This window comes from Modicisalibacter sp. MOD 31.J (assembly GCF_020147985.1).
GTDB classification, from domain to species: Bacteria; Pseudomonadota; Gammaproteobacteria; order Pseudomonadales; family Halomonadaceae; genus Modicisalibacter; species Modicisalibacter coralii.
In genome coordinates, this window is the sequence record NZ_JAGXFF010000006.1 from 302689 (window position 1) to 320500 (window position 17812).

Annotated in this window: 15 protein-coding genes and 1 riboswitch; of the genes, 11 read left to right on the top strand and 4 right to left on the bottom strand. The window is 66.2% G+C overall.

All coding sequences use genetic code 11. The annotated features are described in order from the left end of the window. Positions 1 to 102 precede the first annotated feature (102 nt). A complete protein-coding gene (locus tag KGR00_RS21215) occupies positions 103 to 1578 on the top strand; it encodes a YdiU family protein (RefSeq protein ID WP_224419227.1) in 1476 nt (491 codons plus the stop codon). A gap of 209 nt (positions 1579 to 1787) precedes the next feature. Continuing rightward, a complete protein-coding gene (locus KGR00_RS21220) occupies positions 1788 to 3287 on the top strand; it encodes a CoA-acylating methylmalonate-semialdehyde dehydrogenase (RefSeq protein ID WP_224419228.1) in 1500 nt (499 codons plus the stop codon). 25 nt (positions 3288 to 3312) lie between these two features. Here KGR00_RS21220 and KGR00_RS21225 read toward each other — a convergent pair whose 3' ends face one another. The 3 genes from KGR00_RS21225 to KGR00_RS21235 all read right to left on the bottom strand — a co-directional run bounded on the left by KGR00_RS21225 (position 3313) and on the right by KGR00_RS21235 (position 5776). Continuing rightward, a complete protein-coding gene (locus KGR00_RS21225; protein WP_224419229.1) occupies positions 3313 to 3960 on the bottom strand; it encodes a LysE family translocator in 648 nt (215 codons plus the stop codon). A gap of 235 nt (positions 3961 to 4195) precedes the next feature. Further along, a complete protein-coding gene (locus tag KGR00_RS21230; RefSeq protein ID WP_224419230.1) occupies positions 4196 to 4978 on the bottom strand; it encodes an AraC family transcriptional regulator in 783 nt (260 codons plus the stop codon). Between the two features lie 105 nt (positions 4979 to 5083). After that, positions 5084 to 5776, bottom strand: a complete 693-nt coding sequence (locus KGR00_RS21235; protein WP_224424521.1) for a hypothetical protein — start codon at positions 5774 to 5776, stop codon at positions 5084 to 5086. Between the two features lie 158 nt (positions 5777 to 5934). Then, positions 5935 to 6049, top strand: a riboswitch (TPP riboswitch). Between KGR00_RS21235 and KGR00_RS21240 the strand changes: the two genes are divergently transcribed. From KGR00_RS21240 to KGR00_RS21250, 3 genes are all read left to right on the top strand, one after another. After that, a complete protein-coding gene (locus tag KGR00_RS21240; protein ID WP_224419232.1) occupies positions 6039 to 7430 on the top strand; it encodes a sodium:solute symporter in 1392 nt (463 codons plus the stop codon). (Overlaps the previous riboswitch by 11 nt.) Before the next feature lie 101 nt (positions 7431 to 7531). Further along, positions 7532 to 9223, top strand: a complete 1692-nt coding sequence (ilvD, locus tag KGR00_RS21245; protein WP_224419233.1) for a dihydroxy-acid dehydratase — start codon at positions 7532 to 7534, stop codon at positions 9221 to 9223. 5 nt (positions 9224 to 9228) lie between these two features. Next, a complete protein-coding gene (locus KGR00_RS21250) occupies positions 9229 to 9711 on the top strand; it encodes a metallophosphoesterase family protein (protein ID WP_224419234.1) in 483 nt (160 codons plus the stop codon). On the opposite strand, the gene KGR00_RS21255 is transcribed toward KGR00_RS21250, so the two are convergent. Next, on the bottom strand, positions 9708 to 10325 hold the full coding sequence (locus KGR00_RS21255; RefSeq protein WP_224419235.1) for a hypothetical protein: 618 nt from the start codon (positions 10323 to 10325) through the stop codon (positions 9708 to 9710). The two genes, KGR00_RS21250 and KGR00_RS21255, sit on opposite strands and share 4 nt — an antisense overlap. A gap of 253 nt (positions 10326 to 10578) precedes the next feature. On the opposite strand from KGR00_RS21255, the gene KGR00_RS21260 reads away from it, so the two are divergent. Genes KGR00_RS21260 through KGR00_RS21285 form a run of 6 tightly spaced genes read left to right on the top strand, consistent with a single transcriptional unit; the run spans position 10579 to position 17797 of the window. Next, positions 10579 to 12372 carry an ABC transporter ATP-binding protein gene (locus KGR00_RS21260; protein ID WP_343232814.1) on the top strand — a complete coding sequence of 598 codons (1794 nt, stop codon included), beginning with the start codon at positions 10579 to 10581 and terminating at the stop codon, positions 12370 to 12372. Beyond that, on the top strand, positions 12366 to 14135 hold the full coding sequence (locus KGR00_RS21265; RefSeq protein ID WP_224419237.1) for an ABC transporter ATP-binding protein: 1770 nt from the start codon (positions 12366 to 12368) through the stop codon (positions 14133 to 14135). The genes KGR00_RS21260 and KGR00_RS21265 overlap by 7 nt, the downstream gene beginning before the upstream one ends. After that, positions 14135 to 15076: an iron chelate uptake ABC transporter family permease subunit gene (locus KGR00_RS21270; RefSeq protein WP_224419238.1), complete on the top strand. Its 942-nt coding sequence runs from the start codon at positions 14135 to 14137 to the stop codon at positions 15074 to 15076. Before KGR00_RS21265 ends, KGR00_RS21270 begins: the two co-directional genes overlap by 1 nt. A gap of 5 nt (positions 15077 to 15081) precedes the next feature. After that, positions 15082 to 16023, top strand: coding sequence for an iron chelate uptake ABC transporter family permease subunit (locus KGR00_RS21275; protein WP_224419877.1), 942 nt, complete (start codon positions 15082 to 15084; stop codon positions 16021 to 16023). Then, complete coding sequence (locus KGR00_RS21280; RefSeq protein WP_224419239.1) at positions 16020 to 16796, top strand: ATP-binding cassette domain-containing protein; 777 nt, start codon at positions 16020 to 16022, stop codon at positions 16794 to 16796. The genes KGR00_RS21275 and KGR00_RS21280 overlap by 4 nt, the downstream gene beginning before the upstream one ends. Beyond that, positions 16793 to 17797 carry a siderophore ABC transporter substrate-binding protein gene (locus KGR00_RS21285; protein WP_224419240.1) on the top strand — a complete coding sequence of 335 codons (1005 nt, stop codon included), beginning with the start codon at positions 16793 to 16795 and terminating at the stop codon, positions 17795 to 17797. Before KGR00_RS21280 ends, KGR00_RS21285 begins: the two co-directional genes overlap by 4 nt. The last annotated feature ends 15 nt before the right edge of the window (positions 17798 to 17812 follow it).

Below are 17812 nucleotides of genomic sequence, written 5' to 3' on the forward strand. Positions count from 1 at the left end.
CTCTGGCACGTTTTCCGGGTGGCTGCCATGTCGGCATAGTTGACCAATTCACTATGGTTTATGGTGAAGGTAATCCGAGTTCAGTCATCGATGGGAGCGCCCATGTTTTCCCCCTTCACCCTGCGTTATGCGCGCCTGCCCGAGCATTTCTTCGCCCGCTTCGATCCCGTGCCGGTCGAGGCGCCCCGCCTGGTCGCCTTCAACCGGCCGCTGGCCGAGGAGCTGGGTTTCGATCTCGCGGCCTTCGACGAGCGCCAGGCGACCGAGTGGTTCTCCGGCAATGGGGTTCCGCCCGGTGCCGAGCCGCTGGCCCAGGCCTATGCCGGTCACCAGTTCGGCAACTTCGTGCCCAGCCTGGGCGATGGCCGGGCGGTGCTGCTCGGCGAGGTGACCGACCGCCACGGCCGGCTGCGCGACGTGCAACTCAAGGGCGCCGGTCGCACGCCGTTCTCCCGCGGCGGCGACGGTCGGGCGCCGCTGGGCCCGGTGTTGCGCGAGTACCTGGTCAGCGAGGCGATGCACGCGCTGGGCGTGCCCACCACCCGCTCGTTGGCGGCGGTGGCCAGCGGCGAACGGGTCTTGCGCCGCGTGCCCGAGCCTGGCGGCGTGCTGACCCGGGTGGCCGACAGTCATCTGCGGGTGGGGACTTTCCAGTATTTCGCCGCCCGGGGCGATGTCGACGCGCTGCGCACCCTGGCCGACGAGGCGATCGCACGCCATTACCCCGAACTCGCCGAGCGGCCCGACGAGGAACGCTACCTGGCGCTTCTCGAGGCCGTGCAGCAGCGCCAGGCGGCGCTGGTGGCCCGCTGGATGGGCGTGGGATTCATCCATGGCGTGATGAACACCGACAACACCTCGGTCGCCGGCGAGACCATCGACTATGGCCCCTGCGCCTTCATGGAGGCCTACGATCCGCGCACCGTGTTCAGTTCCATCGACGAGCGCGGGCGCTACGCCTACGGCAATCAGCCGGGCATCGTCCAGTGGAACCTGGCGCGCTTCGCCGAGACCCTGCTGCCGCTGATCGACGACGACCGTGAGCGCGGCGTCGAGCGCGCGACCCGGGTCCTCGAGGGCTACCCCGGCCAGTACGACGCCGAGTGGCTGGCCGTGATGCGTGCCAAGCTCGGCCTGGCCCGCGAGGAAGAGGGGGATGTCGAACTCGCCGAGTCGCTGCTCGAGGCGCTGCAGGCCGGCGGTGCCGACTTCACCCTGAGCTTTCGCCAACTGGCCGACGTCGCCGAGTCCGCCGAGGCCCGCCCGGCACTGTTCGAGCTGACCGAGCGTCATGAGCCCCTCGAGGCCTGGCTGGAGCGCTGGCAGGCCCGACTGGCCCAGGAGGACGCCGACGGGGCCGCCATCGCCGCGCGGATGCGCAGGGTCAATCCATGCTACATCCCCCGTAACCACCGGGTCGCGGAAGCATTGTCGGCGGCCTACGAGGGCGATTTCGCGCCCTTCGAGACCCTGCGCGAGGTGCTCGCGCGGCCCTTCGAGGCGCAGCCCGGCCGCGAGGCGTACACGCTGCCGGCGGCACCGAGCGAGCGGGTGTTCCGGACGTTCTGCGGCACCTGAGAGGGGGATGGCAAGCTGGCGGCACTCGGCGATCTCGTACACGCTCTCTGGGGATTCACCTATTGTCCGGCGAATCGGGGTGTGACTAATCTTGAGGGGATGAGTCGCCGCGTCTGTCCGGGTCTGCCGTTACCCGCGGCACCGCGCGCAGAACAACCACAATCGGCGAGCCGGCCGCTGCCGCGCTCGCGCCGTCAGGAGCCGCCAGCATGTCCGTTCGTGAAATCGCCTTGTATATCGATGGCCAGCCCGTTCCCTCGCAGTCCGGCGAGTGGCGCGACGTGGTCAATCCCGCGACCCAGGCGGTGGTCGCGCGGGTGCCATTCGCCTCGCTGGAGGAGGTCGACCGTGCCGTCGCCAGCGCCAAGGATGCCTTCCGGACCTGGCGCAAGGTGCCGCTGGCCAAGCGCATGCGGATCATGCTCGCCTTTCAGGCACTGATCCGCGAGCACGCCGCCGAGCTCGCCGCGCTGATTACCGAGGAGCACGGCAAGACCCTGCCCGACGCCGAGGGCGAGGTGGGTCGCGGGCTGGAAGTGGTCGAGCATGCCTGCTCGATCACCTCGCTGCAGCTCGGCGAGATCGCCGAGAATGCCGCCAGCGACGTCAACGTCTATTCACTGCATCAGCCGCTGGGCGTGGGCGCCGGGATCACGGCGTTCAACTTCCCGATCATGCTGCCGTGCTTCATGTTTCCGCTGGCCATCGCCACCGGCAATACCTTCGTGCTCAAGCCCTCCGAGCAGGATCCGTCGTCGACCATGCGGCTGGTCGAGCTGGCCCACGAGGCCGGCGTGCCGGCCGGGGTGCTCAACGTGGTTCACGGCGGCCCCGAGGTCGCCGACCGGCTCTGTGACCATCCGGACATCAAGGCGCTGTCGTTCATCGGCTCGACCCGGGTCGGCACGCACATCTACGAGCGTGCCGGTGCCGCCGGCAAGCGCGTGCAGTCGATGATGGGCGCCAAGAACCATTGCGTGGTGATGCCCGATGCCAACCGCAGTCAGGCGATCAACAACGTGCTGGGTTCGGCGTTCGGGGCCGCCGGCCAGCGCTGCATGGCCAATTCGGTGCTGGTGCTGGTCGGCGAGGCGCGTGACTGGCTCGACGAGATCGTCGACCGGGCGCGCCATCTCAAGGTCGGTCCCGGTACCCAGCGCGACGCCGACCTGGGGCCGCTGGTCTCGCCGGCGGCCCGCGACCGGGTGGTCGGGCTGATCGGTCAGGGCGTCAGCGAGGGGGCGACCTTGCGTCTCGATGGCCGTGGGCTGACGGTCGACGGCTATCCGGACGGCAACTTCGTCGGGCCGACGATCTTCGCCGACGTGACCGCCGGGATGACGATCTATCGCGAGGAGGTCTTCGGCCCGGTGCTGTGCGTGGTCGGCGTCGAGACCCTCGACGAGGCCATCGACTTCATCAACGCCAACCCCAACGGCAACGGTACGGCGATCTTCACCAACTCCGGCTGGGTGGCGCGGCGCTTCGAGGCCGACATCGACGTCGGCCAGGTAGGCATCAACGTGCCGATCCCGGTGCCGGTGGCCTACTTCAGCTTCACCGGCTCGCGCGGCTCCAAGCTCGGCGACCTGGGACCCAACGGCAAGCAGGCGATCGCCTTCTGGACCCAGACCAAGACCGTGACGTCGCGCTGGTTCGAGCCGGAGAACGTCTCCCTCGGCATCAACAGCACCATCTCGATGGGCTGAGTCGGCCACCTCTCGCGGTGTGCCGTCACCCCGCGAGCAGCGCCCACAGTGCCTGACGCTGCGACGCGACGATACCCAGCGCCAGCAGCAGCAGGGCGAGGCCGGCGAGCCGCTCGATGGTCTTGAGGCCGCGCCCCAGGCGCTGGATCAGCCGTGGGTGCCCCGCCATGCGCGCCACCAGCAGGTCCCAGCCCAGCACCACGCCGACCATCCACACCGCATAGAGACCCTGGACGGTCGGCGGCGTGTCGCGTGCGTTGAGCAGGGCGAACAGGCTGGCGTAGAACAGCGCGTTCTTGGGGTTGAGCAGACCCGAGGCCAGCCCCGCCGCCAGGGCGCCCAGCGAGGCGCTCTGCGAGCCGGCATCGACATTGGCTTGCCCGAGTCGGGTCCGGCCGGCGTGGCGCAGGAAGCTCACCCCCATGTAGATCAAGAAGCCGGCACCGGCCAATTGCAGGGCGAGAAACAACTCGCTGTGCGCGCTGAGTGCCATCAGCCCCAGCAGCGCCAGGGCGATGAAGGCGGCGTTGGCCAGGGCGATGCCGAGACAAGCCAGTGCCGCCGGCCAGCGCCCGCGTACGATGGCGTAACGCAGGATGAGAAAGAAGTCGGGCCCCGGGCTCAACAGGGCGAGGAAGTGCGCCCCGGCGACCAGCAGGAATTGTTGCAGCATGACGGTCCCTCGGTATCCAGGAACCGCCATGCTGACGGACGCCGCCGCCGGGGTATTGAAGAAAAGTGCAGCGACTAGGGAAATGCTGAATAAATCGACGAGCGAGATGAAGCGCGAGGCGCATGGAACGGAGAAAACGAGACATAACGTGAAGTTAGGCGAGTTTTCGAGTACCACGCAACGAAGCGATTCGTTGGGGACGCCGAGTCCGCGCAGGCATTTATGCAGCGTTTCCTTAGCCGAGGCGATAGCCTCCCGGCGTGCTGGCCACCCGCGCCTTGAAGACGCGCTGGAAGTGGCCCTGGTCGGCGAAGCCGAGTTCCTGGGCAAGATCGGCGAGTGCGGCGCCCTGTTGCAGGCGTTGCCTGGCTCGCTGGATACGCTGATCCAGCAGCCAGGCATGCGGGGTCAGCCCCGTCTCGTGCCGGAACAGGCGAATCAACTGATAGCGGCTCATGGCGTGCTTGCGGGCCAGGGCCGTGAGCCCGGGTGGGTGCGCCAGGGATTGCAGTAGATGGTCCTGGATGGCCTGCAGGCGCGTCGCCGCGGGCCGTTTCAGAAGCAGGGCGGCCCCGCCGCGCCAGTGACGCGCGACCAGGAAGTCGATCAGCCCCGCTTGCTTGGTCCTGACGGACGCGCCGGAGAACAGCAGGTCGTTGAGCCGGCAGAACGCCCGGTAGGCCGTCGGCGACTCGCCGACGAAGGCCGTCGTGTCGATATCCGCGTTGTCGTCGCCCAGGACATGGGCGACCCAGGCGCGATCGAGATAGAGCATCTGATAGCTCCAGCCGCGGCCGGGCAGGGGATTGCAGGCGTGGACCGCATGGGCCGGAATGCTGACCAGGCTGCCGGGCGTCAGAGTGGCGTGCTGGTCGGCGCACTGGAAAAGGCTCTGGCCCTGATCGACGACGCCGATGGAAAGCGTGGGATGGCTGTGGGCGCGATAGCAGGCACGGCTATGGCTGGCGCGGCGGCTTTCGACGAAGGGCAGGGCGGCATCCCGCCAGAATTGGCTCATGCGGAATCCTCGGCGACTCGATGCGAACCATGGTGCCGAAAATCGCCGTCGCGCGCGAGCCTCGTCAGGCCGAGCGCGCGCTTGAGCCGCGTCGTGACTACCGGTCTATTGAAGACACGCGGTGATCCGGCAACGTTCGAGCAACTGGCTCATCGGTTCCAGCTGGCTCTCGTGCAGGATCAACTGCGTCGCTGCCGTGGCCGCTTCGTCGGTGGGCAGGACGATGGCGAACTCGCCCTCCTCGAGATGGAACTCGTGGATCTCGCATTCACCCTCGGGGGTCTGGCACAGGATCGAGCGATAGCTGTCGTCCTCGCCGTAGGTGAGACGGTTGTAGACCTTGAAGAAGGTATAGAGATAGAGGCCCTGTTCGAAGGTCGGCCAGCGGGCCGGGTTGCGCCGGGTCTCTTCGTCGATGGGCTGGCCGGTGTCCTCGGCGCGGCGGATGGCGTCGTCGAGCTGGCCCTGCAGCAGCGAGCCGGCATCGCAGGGCGCGGGTTCGATGGCGTCCCGTGCGCTTTCATAGACGGCCGATACCTGGCGGATGTCGTCGATGTCGTGAATCAGGTGGTCGCTGTGGGCGAGGCTGGCCGGGTCGAAATTGCCGTTTTCCCAGCCATGAATCACGCGCAGGGTGAGCGTGTCCTGGTTCAGCGCCCGGTCGAGCAGGGCATGCAGGGCCAGGCTCAGATGCTCCCAGCGTTCGGGCGTCTCATTGACGAAGGCCTGATAGGGGTCGTCGAGGATCCGATGCAGGCGTCCCGGGACATGCTCCTTGGCTTCATTGTATTTCATCATGGCTCGTTCTCGATGACTGCTCGTTGCCTGGCATTTTGATAGGGTAGCGTGCCGGTTCGACGCCGATACACTGCTCGAGTGCCGCGCATCGACGAGAGATGAGCGGATAACACGAGTTATCGACATTCGCGCGCGAATCTTTAACGAAATTCCACATTCATTGTCGCCAGGGGAGTCCTGCGAGAGCGGGCTGAGAGTGCGGTCACGACACACCGCTGACCCTGGAACCTGATCCGGTTCATGCCGGCGGAGGAAGTGCGACATGCTTTATGCGACCCTGGCCGCGCTGGGCGCGGCGCTGGTGCTGTTCGCGATTCTCGGGCTGCGCGGCGGCCGCGGCGATCTGCGACTCGATGACTACATGACCGCGCGGAACTCGCAGTCCGCCACCACCCTGGGGCTGTCGTTCCTGGCCTCGGGCATGGGGGCCTGGATCCTGTTCGCGCCCCCGGAGGTCGGTGCCTTCGTCGGCCCGCTGGCGCTCGCCGGTTATGCCGTGGGCTCGGCGCTGCCGTTCGTGGTGCTGGCGCTGTGCGGGCCGGCGATTCGGCGCCGCCTGCCGGCGGGTCGCAGCATCGGCGAGTTCGCCGCCGTGCGTTTCGGCGATGGTGTGCGGCGCTACGTGGCGCTGATCTCGGTTCTCTACATGGCGTGTTTCCTGGCCGCCGAACTGAGCGCGATCGGCGGTATCACCGCGCTGCTCTCGCCGCTGTCGGGTGGCGTGGTGATCGTCGCCGTGGCGGTGACCACGCTGGCCTACACCGCCTGGGGCGGATTGCGGGCGAGCCTGGCCACCGACCGCTGGCAGGCGTTGCTGTTGAGCGTGCTGCTGGTGGTGGTCGGCAGCGCGGTGCTGGTCGACATGCCGGCGTTGCCTACGAACGCCGCGTTGCCGTCGGTGCCGGCCGGCGAGGCCTGGGGCGTGGCGGTGACGCTGGTGATCGCGGTCACCACGGCGAATCTCTTCCATCAGGGCTACTGGCAGCGGGTCTGGGCGGCTCGTGACGTCGGGTCGCTGGGGCGCGGTGCGCTGCTGGGCGGCATCACCACCGTCGTAGTGGTGGCGGTGATCGGCGGGCTGGGCATCCTGGCGGCGATGAGCGGGGCGAGCCTGGGCACGCCGCCGATGCCGTTCTTTGCCCTGCTGGCCCCCGGTTGGGTATCACTGCTCGCCCTGGTGCTGGCGGTGACGCTGGTGGCGTCGAGCGTCGATACCCTGCAGAACGGCATCGCCTCGCTGCTGGTCGGCGAAAGCGAGCGCGAGACGCGGAGTGGCCTGTCGCTGCGGGGCGCGCGCTGGATCACCGTGGCGCTGATGGTGCCGGCGGTGCTGGTGGCGCTGCAGGGTTACTCGGTGCTGCGACTGTTTCTGATCGCCGACCTGCTGTGTGCCACGGCGGTGGTGCCGGTGATGCTGGGCTTGTGGTCGCGGATGAGCACACAAGCCGCCGTGGCCGGGGCGCTGGCCGGCCTGGCGGGAGCGATCCTGCCGGGCTGGATCCTCCGCGGCAGCCTGGGCGATGCCTTGCTGGCTGCGAGCTTTCCCGGCGGCGCGCCGACCCTGGCGCCCTTCGTCGGGGCCCTGGCGGCGTCGGCGCTGGTGGCGCTGCTGGTCGCCGCGCTTCGCCCGCGTCGGGCCTGGCAAGTGGAGTGAGCCGCTTGAGGTGGGCGTGGCGTTTGCGTGGCACCCGGCGGGCTTTCAGACTGGACGCACTATATGCTGACACCACAACGAACAGCCCCGAAGGAGATCCCATGAGCGATCAGCACAACCCGGACAAGCGCCGTCGCCATTCCGCGCCGGTGGTGGACGGCCCCGGCAAGGCCGCCAGTCGTGCCATGCTGCGGGCGGTGGGCTTTTCCGACGAGGACTTCACCCGGCCGCAGGTGGGCGTCGCCTCGACCTGGAGCCAGGTGACACCCTGCAACAGCCATATCGGCGGGCTCGCCGACGAGGCGCGCGCCGGGGCCGACGCGGCGGGCGGCAAGGGCGTGATCTTCAATACCATCACCATCTCGGACGGCATCGCCAACGGCACCGAGGGCATGAAGTACTCGCTGGTCTCGCGCGAGATCATCGCCGACTCGATCGAGGCGGTGGCGGGCTGCGAGGGCTTCGACGGCGTGGTGGCGATCGGCGGCTGCGACAAGAACATGCCGGGCTGCATGATCGGCCTGGCACGCCTCGACCGGCCCGGGGTGTTCGTCTACGGCGGCACCATCCTGCCGGGCGAGAATCATACCGACATCGTCTCGGTGTTCGAGGCGATGGGCGCGCACTCCCGCGGCGACATCGATCGCATCGAACTCAAGCAGATCGAGGAAACGGCGATCCCCGGGCCGGGCTCCTGTGGCGGCATGTACACCGCCAACACCATGGCCTCGGCGATCGAGGCGCTGGGCATGAGCCTGCCTGGCAGTTCGGCGCAGAACGCCGTGTCGCAGACCAAGCGCGACGACAGCCGCGCCGCCGGCGCCGCGGTGCTCGAGCTCCTCGAGCGTGACATCCGCCCCCGCGACATCATGACCTTCGAGGCGTTCGAGAACGCCATCACCGTGGTCATCGCCCTGGGCGGTTCGACCAACGCGGTGCTGCACCTGATCGCCATGGCCAGCGCGATCGGCGTCGAGGTATCGCTGGAGGATTTCACGCGCATCGGCAAGCGCGTCCCGGTACTCGCCGACCTGCGCCCGAGCGGCCACTACATGATGAGCGAACTGGTGGCGATCGGCGGCATCCAGCCGCTGATGAAGACGCTGCTCGATGCCGGCCTGCTGCACGGCGACTGCCTGACCGTGACCGGGCGTACGCTGGCCGAGAATCTCGCCGACGTCGCGCCCTACCCGAGCGATCAGCGGATCATTCAGCCGCTCGACGCCCCCGTGAAGGCACAGAGCCATCTGCGCATCCTGCGCGGCAACTTGGCGCCGGAAGGGGCGGTGGCCAAGATCACCGGCAAGGAGGGCACGCGCTTCACCGGCCGCGCACGGGTGTTCGGTTCCGAGGAGGAGGCCCAGGCGCGCATCAACGATGGCAGCGTGGTGGCCGGCGACGTGGTGGTGATCCGCTACGAGGGGCCGCGCGGCGGGCCGGGAATGCGCGAGATGCTGACGCCGACCTCGGCGATCATGGGGCGCGGCCTCGGCGACGCGGTGGCGTTGATCACCGATGGGCGCTTTTCCGGCGGCAGTCACGGCTTCGTGGTCGGCCACGTCACCCCCGAGGCGTTCAACGGTGGCCCCATTGCGCTGGTCGAGGACGGCGACGAGATCACCATCGACGCCGAGGCCGATACCATCGATGTCGCCCTGAGCGCGGAGGCGTTGGAGCGTCGTCGCGCCGCCTGGCGACAGCCCGAACCGCGCTACCGGCGCGGGGTGCTGGCCAAGTACGCGCGCACGGTGTCCTCGGCCTCGCTGGGGGCGGTCAGCGACCTGCCGGAGTGAATGCCGTGACCACGCTGCACATCGCCACGCCGCTGGGCGTGATCGCCGACACGCACGGTCAGTTGCGCCCCGAGGCGCTGACCGTGCTGGCGGACTGCGAGGCGATCGTACACCTCGGCGATGTCGGGGCGCGCGAGGAGGACCGGGCGATCCTCGCGCGGCTCGAGGATCGGGCGCGGGTATTCGCGGTCCGCGGCAACATCGACACCGCCGGCTGGGCCGAGTCGTTGCCGGCGCATCTCGATCTCAACGTCAACGGCCGCCGGCTGCATCTGGTGCACGACATCGCCGACGCCGATGCCGCGACCGCCGCCGAGGTCATCCTTCACGGGCATTCCCACAAGCCGCGCAACGAATGGCGCGACGGCCGGTTGCTGTTCAATCCCGGCGCGGCCGGCCGTCGGCGCTTTCGCCTGCCGATCTGCGTCGGCAAGCTGTGGCTCGATGCCTCGGCGGTACGCGGGGCGATCGTCCACCTGCCGGTCTAGCCCTCGTCCTCCAGCATCGCCAGCGCACCGATGACGAGAGCGTGCATCCCCTGACTAAGCTCGCCTTCCATCTCGGTTTCTTCCTCGGCGCGGTCTGTATCCACGGCTGGCTCCCGGTCTGCGACCGAATACACCGTATCGGCCACGGCCATGCCGTGGAAGGCCACGGTCGCCAGCAGCCAACGTGCTTGCGCCAATGACAGCCCGTAGGCCTCGGCAATGTGACGCTGATGCCCGGCAATCTTGTCGAGCATGGACTGGGTCGTCGCCATCCTGCGAATGACGTAAGGCGTCACGCCCGGGTGCGCCTTCACAAAGTCCCGCACAGAAACAGCGAACAGCAGCAGGTAGTCCCTCAAGCTCTCACGGCCGTTGCCGATGGCGCGAGGAATCTGCCAGCGGCTGAAGATCTCCTCGGCCACCAGGTGCTTCAACGCCTCAAGACTGGGCACATGGTTATAGAGCGCCATATGGCTGACGCCCAGCCCCGCGGCTACGCCAGTGAAGGTGATGTTTGGCAAACCTATCTCGATGCCCGCGTCAGCGATTCGTTGACGCGTGATCGTCGGCGGGCGTCCGCGACCTCGTGGGTTGCGGCGTTCCGGTGATGTCATCGCGGTGTCCTTGGTCGTCGCGTCGCCTATTTCCTGACTCTGGACGACTTTGCATCATTTAGTTTATGGGTTGCAACTAATTGCACATTTCGTTTACATTTATGATAGTAATTATCATTCAAGATTGAAGTCGTGCGGGCTTGCAGGGGCCGAGATAGCGGATTGTCGGCGATACCGGACAAGGGGTTGGCGGGATGCTTGGGGCACCAAGGGTGAATCATCCTTTAGCCAATTGTGGGTTCAGGGAGTTTTCGTGAGAGGGGGCGAGGATTTGATCAGGTTCGGGGAGCCTGGCCCGATCAGGCGGGTCTTGAAGCCGATACGAGGGCAATTGACAGTCGCGGCCATCCTGGCTGCCTGGGGCGCCATGCTCACTCTGGTGCCGCTGGCTGGCATTGCCCACATCGCCAGTATTGCCCTTGGCAACGCAGGCGATACGCGGGAGGGAGCGGCAGCGCTCTGGTGGACGGTCATCGCCAGTGTGGCCTGCATGTTCGCCGGCATGGCGCTGGTATCGGCCGGCAAGCTGATCGCCCACTTGGCCGACAACCGCATCACCCACCACCTGCGCCTGGCCGCGGCGCGGCGGCTGGCCCAGGTACCGCTGGGCTGGTTCACCAGCCGGGCCTCGGGCGAGGTCAAGCAGGCGATGCAGGACGACATTGCCACGCTGCACAGCTTGACCGCGCATTTCTACACGGCCGTGGGGCGCGCAGCGGGTGCGATCCTGATCTCGGTCGTCTACCTGTTTGCGATGGATTGGCGCATGGCCATCGTCGCACTGTTGCCTTTCCCCGGCTTCTTCCTGTTCCTGCACCGGGCCATGAAGGCCAGCGGCTCAGACAGGCAGGAGTTCGTCGCGCGGCTTGGCCGTATCAACAGCGCCGCCGTCGAGTTCGTCGGCGGTATTCCCGTGGTCAAGGCCTTCGGCGCAACCGGCCGGGCGCATGGCGGCTACCGTGAGGCCGTCGATGCCTTCGCCGATGCCTTCATCCGCTTTACCCGCCCGCTGGTCGCGATGATGGCCCATGCCCACGCGATGATTGCACCGGTCACGGTGCTGGGCGTGGTGCTGGCCTTCGGCGCGCTGTTCGCGGCTCGCGGCTGGATGGCGCCCGTTGACATACTGCCCTTCGCCCTGGTGGCACCGGGCATCTGTGCGCCGCTGCTGCTGTTGCACACCATGCTGCACGATCTCAACAGCGCCACGGGCGCGGCACAGCGTGTGCTGGCGCTGCTGGAAACGCCCGTGCTGGAGCCGGTGGTACCTGGTCGGCAGCAGAGCCCCGCCGGACACGAGGTGCGCTTCGAGAACGTCGGCTATGCCTATGGCGATGGACGGCCGGTGCTGTCGAACATCAGCTTTACGCTGGCGCCCGGCACGGTCACAGCGATCGTCGGTCCGTCGGGCGCGGGCAAGTCGACGCTGGCCCGATTGCTGCTGCGCTTCTTCGATCCCAGCGAGGGGCGAATCACACTGGGTGGCGTGGATCTGCGGCATATCGAGACCTCGCAGTTATACCAACGCATCGGTTTCGTCTTGCAGGAGGTGCGCCTGGTCCACGCCAGCGTGCGCGACAACATCGCGATGGGGCGGCCCTCGGCCAGCCAGGAGGAAATCGAGGACGCCGCACGTGCGGCCAACATCCACGAGCGCATCCTGGCCCTGCCACGCGGTTATGACGCGGTGGTCGGCGAGGACGCGCAGCTTTCCGGCGGCGAGCGCCAGCGTGTGAGCATCGCCCGCGCTGTGCTGCTTGATCCGCCCGTGCTCGTGCTCGACGAGGCCACGGCCGCCGCCGATGCCGGCAACGAAGTGGCAATCCAAAGCGCGCTGTCGCGCTTCGCGCAGGGTCGCAGCCTGATGGTCATCGCGCACCGACTCGATACCGTGATGCACGCCGATCAACTCCTCGTACTCGACAATGGCGGCATCGTGGAACAAGGCACTCATCGGCAACTGCTGGCGAACAACGGGCGTTATGCCCGGCTCTGGGCGCTGGGCGGCTACGGAGCGACGACGGACCGGGAGGGCCCGCCATGCTGAAGACCTTTATCCAACTGCTGGGCGAGGACGTGCCCATCTTCCGCCGTTACGTCTGGCTGACGGTTGTCTACGGGGTACTCTGCGGGCTGACCATCGCGGCATTGGTGCCCATCCTGACCCATCTGCTGAACGCTGACACGCAGCGCACGGTTGCGTGGCTGAGCGTGCTGTTGGCCGGAGTCCTGGTTTGCTGGATATTGCGGCGCTACGTGGAACAGTCGGGTGTGCGTGTAGGCGTCGCCATCCTGCGAGGTGGGCGGCACCGTCTGGGCGATCATGTCGCACGCCTTCCCTTGGGCTGGTTCACGCCGCAGAACACGGCCCGGCTCGGCCATGCCGTCACGCAAGGCATGATGGACGTGGCCCAGCTTCCGGCTCATGTATTTACCCCGCTCATCGCCGGCGTGGTGACGCCGATGGTGCTGGTTGCGGTCCTGCTCGTGCTGCATGGACCGCTGGGGCTGATCGCCTTGGTCGCCTTGCCGCTGCTGGCGGGCGTTCTTTTACTGACGGGCCGGCTTTCGCGGCGAGCCGACGAGGCCTTCCATCGGCGCTTCGCCGACGCCAGCCAGCGCGTGGTGGAGTTCGCCCAGGCCCAGTCGGTGCTGCGCGCCTTCAACGGTGAGGGTGGCAGTACACGCTGGCTGGAAGAGGTATTCGAGGAGCAACGCCAAGCGGGCGCGCGGCTGATCTGGCTCTCGGCCGGGTCGAGCGTGCTGAACGCCTGGGCCGTGCAGGCCGTGTTTGCCGCCTTGCTCATCGCGGCGGGGCTGTGGTTGAGCGACCAACTGGGTGGCGGGCTGGCGACCGGCGAGGCCATCGCGGTCATCGCTTCTCTGATGCTCGTGGCCCGCTTCATCGACTCGTTGCTGGAAGTGGCCGGCTACGGCCAGGTGCTGAGTGGCGCGCGTGGCCAGCTCGATGCCATCCGCGAACTGTTCGATGTCCAACCGCTACCGGTGCCCGTTGCGCCGCAGCCACCGCGTGATGCCTCGGTCGAACTGCGGGACGTGCATTTCCGCTACGCACCGGATGAACCGGAGGTGCTGCGTGGTGTGAGCCTGCGTATCGAGCCGGGCAGCATGACGGCGCTGATTGGCGAATCCGGATCGGGCAAGACCACGCTGGTTCGGCTGATCGCGCGTTTCTTCGATGTGGGCCAGGGCAGTGTGCGAGCCGGCGGCGTGGACGTGCAACAGATGTCGGAGGCGCAACTGGCCGGCCAGATCAGCCAGATTTTCCAGGACAGCTATCTGTTCACGGGCAGCATCGCCGATAACATCCGCATGGGTAAAGCCGATGCCAGCGACGCCGACGTCATGGAGGCGGCGCGGCAGGCCGGCGTGGCCGAGATCGTCGCGCGTCTGCCGCAGGGGCTGGATACCCCGGTCGGTGAAGGCGGCGCACGCCTGTCGGGTGGCGAGCGCCAGCGTATCGCCATCGCCCGGGCGTTGCTAAAGGACGCGCCGATCCTGCTGGTGGACGAGGCCACCGCCGCGCTGGACGTCGAGAACCAGGCCGCCATCACCCAGGCGCTGGCGCGGCTGCGTGGCCGGCGTACCTTGATCGTGATCGCACACCAACTATCGACGGTGGCAATGGCCGATCAGATCGTGGTGCTGGAAGGCGGCCGGATCGTCGAGCAGGGAACGCCCGGACAGTTGCGCGACACTCAGGGGCGGTACGCGCAATTCCTTGCCCAGCACCGGGCTGCCCAAGGCTGGCGCATTGCCCATGCCGCGTCGGATGGAGCGTCGTCCTGATGCGCGCCAGTCTGTTGGGCCTGTTCATCCTGCTGTGTGGGGCGTCACTGCTGGTCGGTGCGCAGCAACTGGCTTGGTCTCAGCTGTTCTCGCCGGTGAGCGATGCCCGGCTGACGCTGACGGCCAGTCGCCTGCCTCGGCTGGTGGCGCTGGTGCTGACGGGCGTGGGTCTGTCCGTCTGCGGTGTCATCCTCCAGCACGTGGTCCGCAACAAGTTTGTCGAGCCCGCCACGTCGGGCGGGCTGGATGCGGCCAAGCTCGGTATTCTGGTCGCGCTGACCACGATGCCAACGACGGGAACGGTTGGCAGGATGCTGTTCGCGCTGGTTTTCTGCTTCGCCGCCAGTCTGATCTTCGTGGCGATCGTTCGCCGCATCCGTTTCAAGAACACGGTCCTCGTTCCGGTGATCGGCCTGATGTACGGCGGCGTGCTCAGTGCCATTGCCGAGTTCTACGCCTACCGCCACAACATCCTGCAAAGCATGCAGGGCTGGTTGTTGGGGGACTTCTCCAAGGTCGTCCAGGGCAATTACGAAATCATCTACCTGATCCTGCCGATCGTCGCGCTCACCTATCTGTTCGCGCATCGCTTCACCGTGCTGGGCATGGGGGAGGGCATGGCAACGAGCCTGGGGCTGAATTACCCCGCTACGGTGGCGCTGGGCCTGATGCTGGTGGCCGTCACTGTGTCCGCCACGGTCATCACCGTCGGGGCGATCCCTTTCGTCGGACTGGTCATCCCCAATCTGGTCGCGCTGCACTATGGCGACAACCTGGGCTGCACCTTGCCCGTCGTGGCATTGGGCGGCGCATCGTTTCTGCTGGCCTGTGACATTCTCGGTCGCCTGCTCATTTACCCGTTCGAGGTGCCCATCGGGCTGACGGCCGGCAGCATAGGCGGCGTGCTGTTTCTCGTGCTCATCATCTGGAGGAACAAGTGATTCGCATGGCTTCCCGGCACGCAGTATGGCTGGTGGTCATCGCCCTGGCACTGACCTTCCTGTTTTACCGTTCCGGCTTCGATTTCGAGTACGTCATTCCTAAACGGCTTGCCCGGCTGGCCGCCATGCTCATTGGCGGCGTCTGCATTGCCTGGTCTTCGATCGCGTTTCAGACCATCACCGGCAACCGGATATTAACGCCGTCGATCATGGGCTATGAGGCATTCTACCTGCTGCTGCAAGCCCTGGCTGTCCTCGCCATGGGCACCCGGAGCCTGGTCGTGCTCGGCGGGAACGGTAACTTCTTCCTGTCCGTTCTCCTGATGCTCGGCTACTCGTGGGCCCTCCATCGCTGGCTGTTCCGCGATGGCAGGAACAACGTCTACTTCCTGCTGCTGTTGGGGCTGGTGCTGACGATGGTGATCAACACCTTCACGCAGTTCGTCCAGTACAAGGTCAGTCCCGGTGAATTTGCCATCCTGCAGGGCTTCAGTCAGGCGTCCTTTGGCAAGGCGGAGCCCGGGCAACTGCTCGTGTCGGCGATACTGGTCGCGATGGTGTGTGTCGCAGCGCTCCATACCCTGCCGACGCTGGATACGCTTGCGCTGGGTCGCGATCAGGCCATATCCCTGGGTGTGGATTACCAGCGCAGCGTACGGTTTTTCCTCGCGTTGATCGCCGTCTTGGTCGCCATTTCGACCAGTCTGCTCGGACCGACTGCATTCATGGGGATCTTCGTCGCCAACATCACCTATGCGCTCGCCGGTAGCTTCAGGCACCGGGTCACGTTACCCACGGGCAGTGCCATTGCCATCGGGATGTTCATCCTGGCCCAGCTAGCGGTCGAACACATCTTCAATTACCGAACGACCGTCGGCATTCTGGTCAACCTGATATGTGGCGCCTGGTTCCTCGCGCTGATGGCGCGTACGCGGGGGACGGCATGATTAGCATCCATGACCTTTCCAAGACCTACGGCACTAAAACCGTCCTCAGCGACGTGAACCTGAGTTTCCCGGCCGGACGGTTGACCTCGCTGATTGGTCCCAACGGCGCGGGTAAAACAACGCTGTTGATGATGATCGCCCGGCTGTTGGAGCCGACCCGGGGTGACATTCTGATCGAGGGCAGCAGGATCGGGGATATTCGCATTGGCGACTACGCCAAGCGTGTCGCCACCTTGCGCCAGTCCCTCGATTTCAATTTGCGCCTGACGCTGGAAGAACTGGTCGCCTTCGGCCGCTTTCCCCACAGCCGTGGAGCGCTGACCGCCAATGACCACCAGGCCATCGACGAGGCCATCGATTTCCTGACGCTGGATCCGCTGCGCACTGCCTACCTCGACGAGCTCAGCGGCGGGCAGCGTCAGATGGCTTTCCTGGCCATGACCATCGCCCAGCAGACGCCGTGCCTGCTGCTCGATGAGCCTCTGAACAACCTCGACATCAAGCACGCCGTTCAGATCATGCGCGCGCTGCGGCGCCTCTGCGACGAGCACGGCCGCACCGTGATCCTGGTGGTGCATGACATCAACTTCGCCGCCAACTATTCCGACCACATCGTGGCGATGAAGGGTGGTGAGATGCATTGCGCCGGCCCCGTGTCAGACGTCGTGACCGAGGCCCGGCTACAGGAACTCTACGGACTGGATTTCGAGATTACCCAGAACGAGCGTGGCTGCCTGTGCAACTACTTCAACCCACCAGGAGAAATGAAATGATTTTCCATCATCCATCGGGGCATTGGCTGTTTGCCCTCCTGACCGCCGTAATGGTCGCATTGCAAGGCTGCGGCCGGGAGCCAGAGGAGTCGTCTCAGGCGTCGACATCACCGGCCACTGCGCAAGCCGAGCAGTCGTCCTATGGACCCATAACGGTTGAGCACAAGCTGGGGACGACCGTGATCGAGAAACGCCCGCAGCGCGTGGTGGCTCTCGACATGAACGAAGTCGATTTCCTCGATCAACTGGACGTTCCCGTGGCCGGAATGCCCAAGGACTTCGTGCCGCATTTCCTCGCCCAGTACAAGGACGACCCCGAGGTGGTGGACACGGGAGCGATCGTTCGACCCAACCTGGAGAAGGTGCATGCGGCCAGACCTGATCTGATTCTGATCACGCCGCTCCAGGCGAAGCACTACAAGGCGTTGAGCGAGATCGCCCCAACGATCCATTTCGATGTGGATTACCGGGACAGCGAGGTCAAGCACATAGAGGTCATCAAGGAGCACCTTCTGACCCTGGGGCAGATCTTCGGGAAACAAGACCTCGCCCATGAAAAAGCGGCTGAACTCGACGCCAGGGTAGAGGACGTCAAACGCATCACGCAGGAACGCCCCGAGAAGGCGCTGATTTTGATGCACAACAATGGCGCTTTCCGCTCCTTCGGTGTGCAGTCGCGCTACGGCTTCGTCTTCAATGCACTGGGTGTGACGCCAGCCAGCCCGACAGCCGAAACGGGGCTGCACGGTCAGCCGGTATCCAGCGAGTTCATTCAGCAGGCCAACCCCGATGTGATCTACATAGTGGATCGCACCGCCGTGATGGAGCACCGTCCCGCCTTGAGTGCGGAGACCCTGAGCAACCCGCTGTTGAGAGATACCAAGGCCTGGAAGAACGATCGCGTGGTCTTTACCGATGCCGAGGCCTGGTACGTTACGGCGGCGAGTGTGACGTCCCTGGAGCTCATCATCGACGATGTCATCAAGGGATACCGCCAGTGATGCTATGCGGGCGTC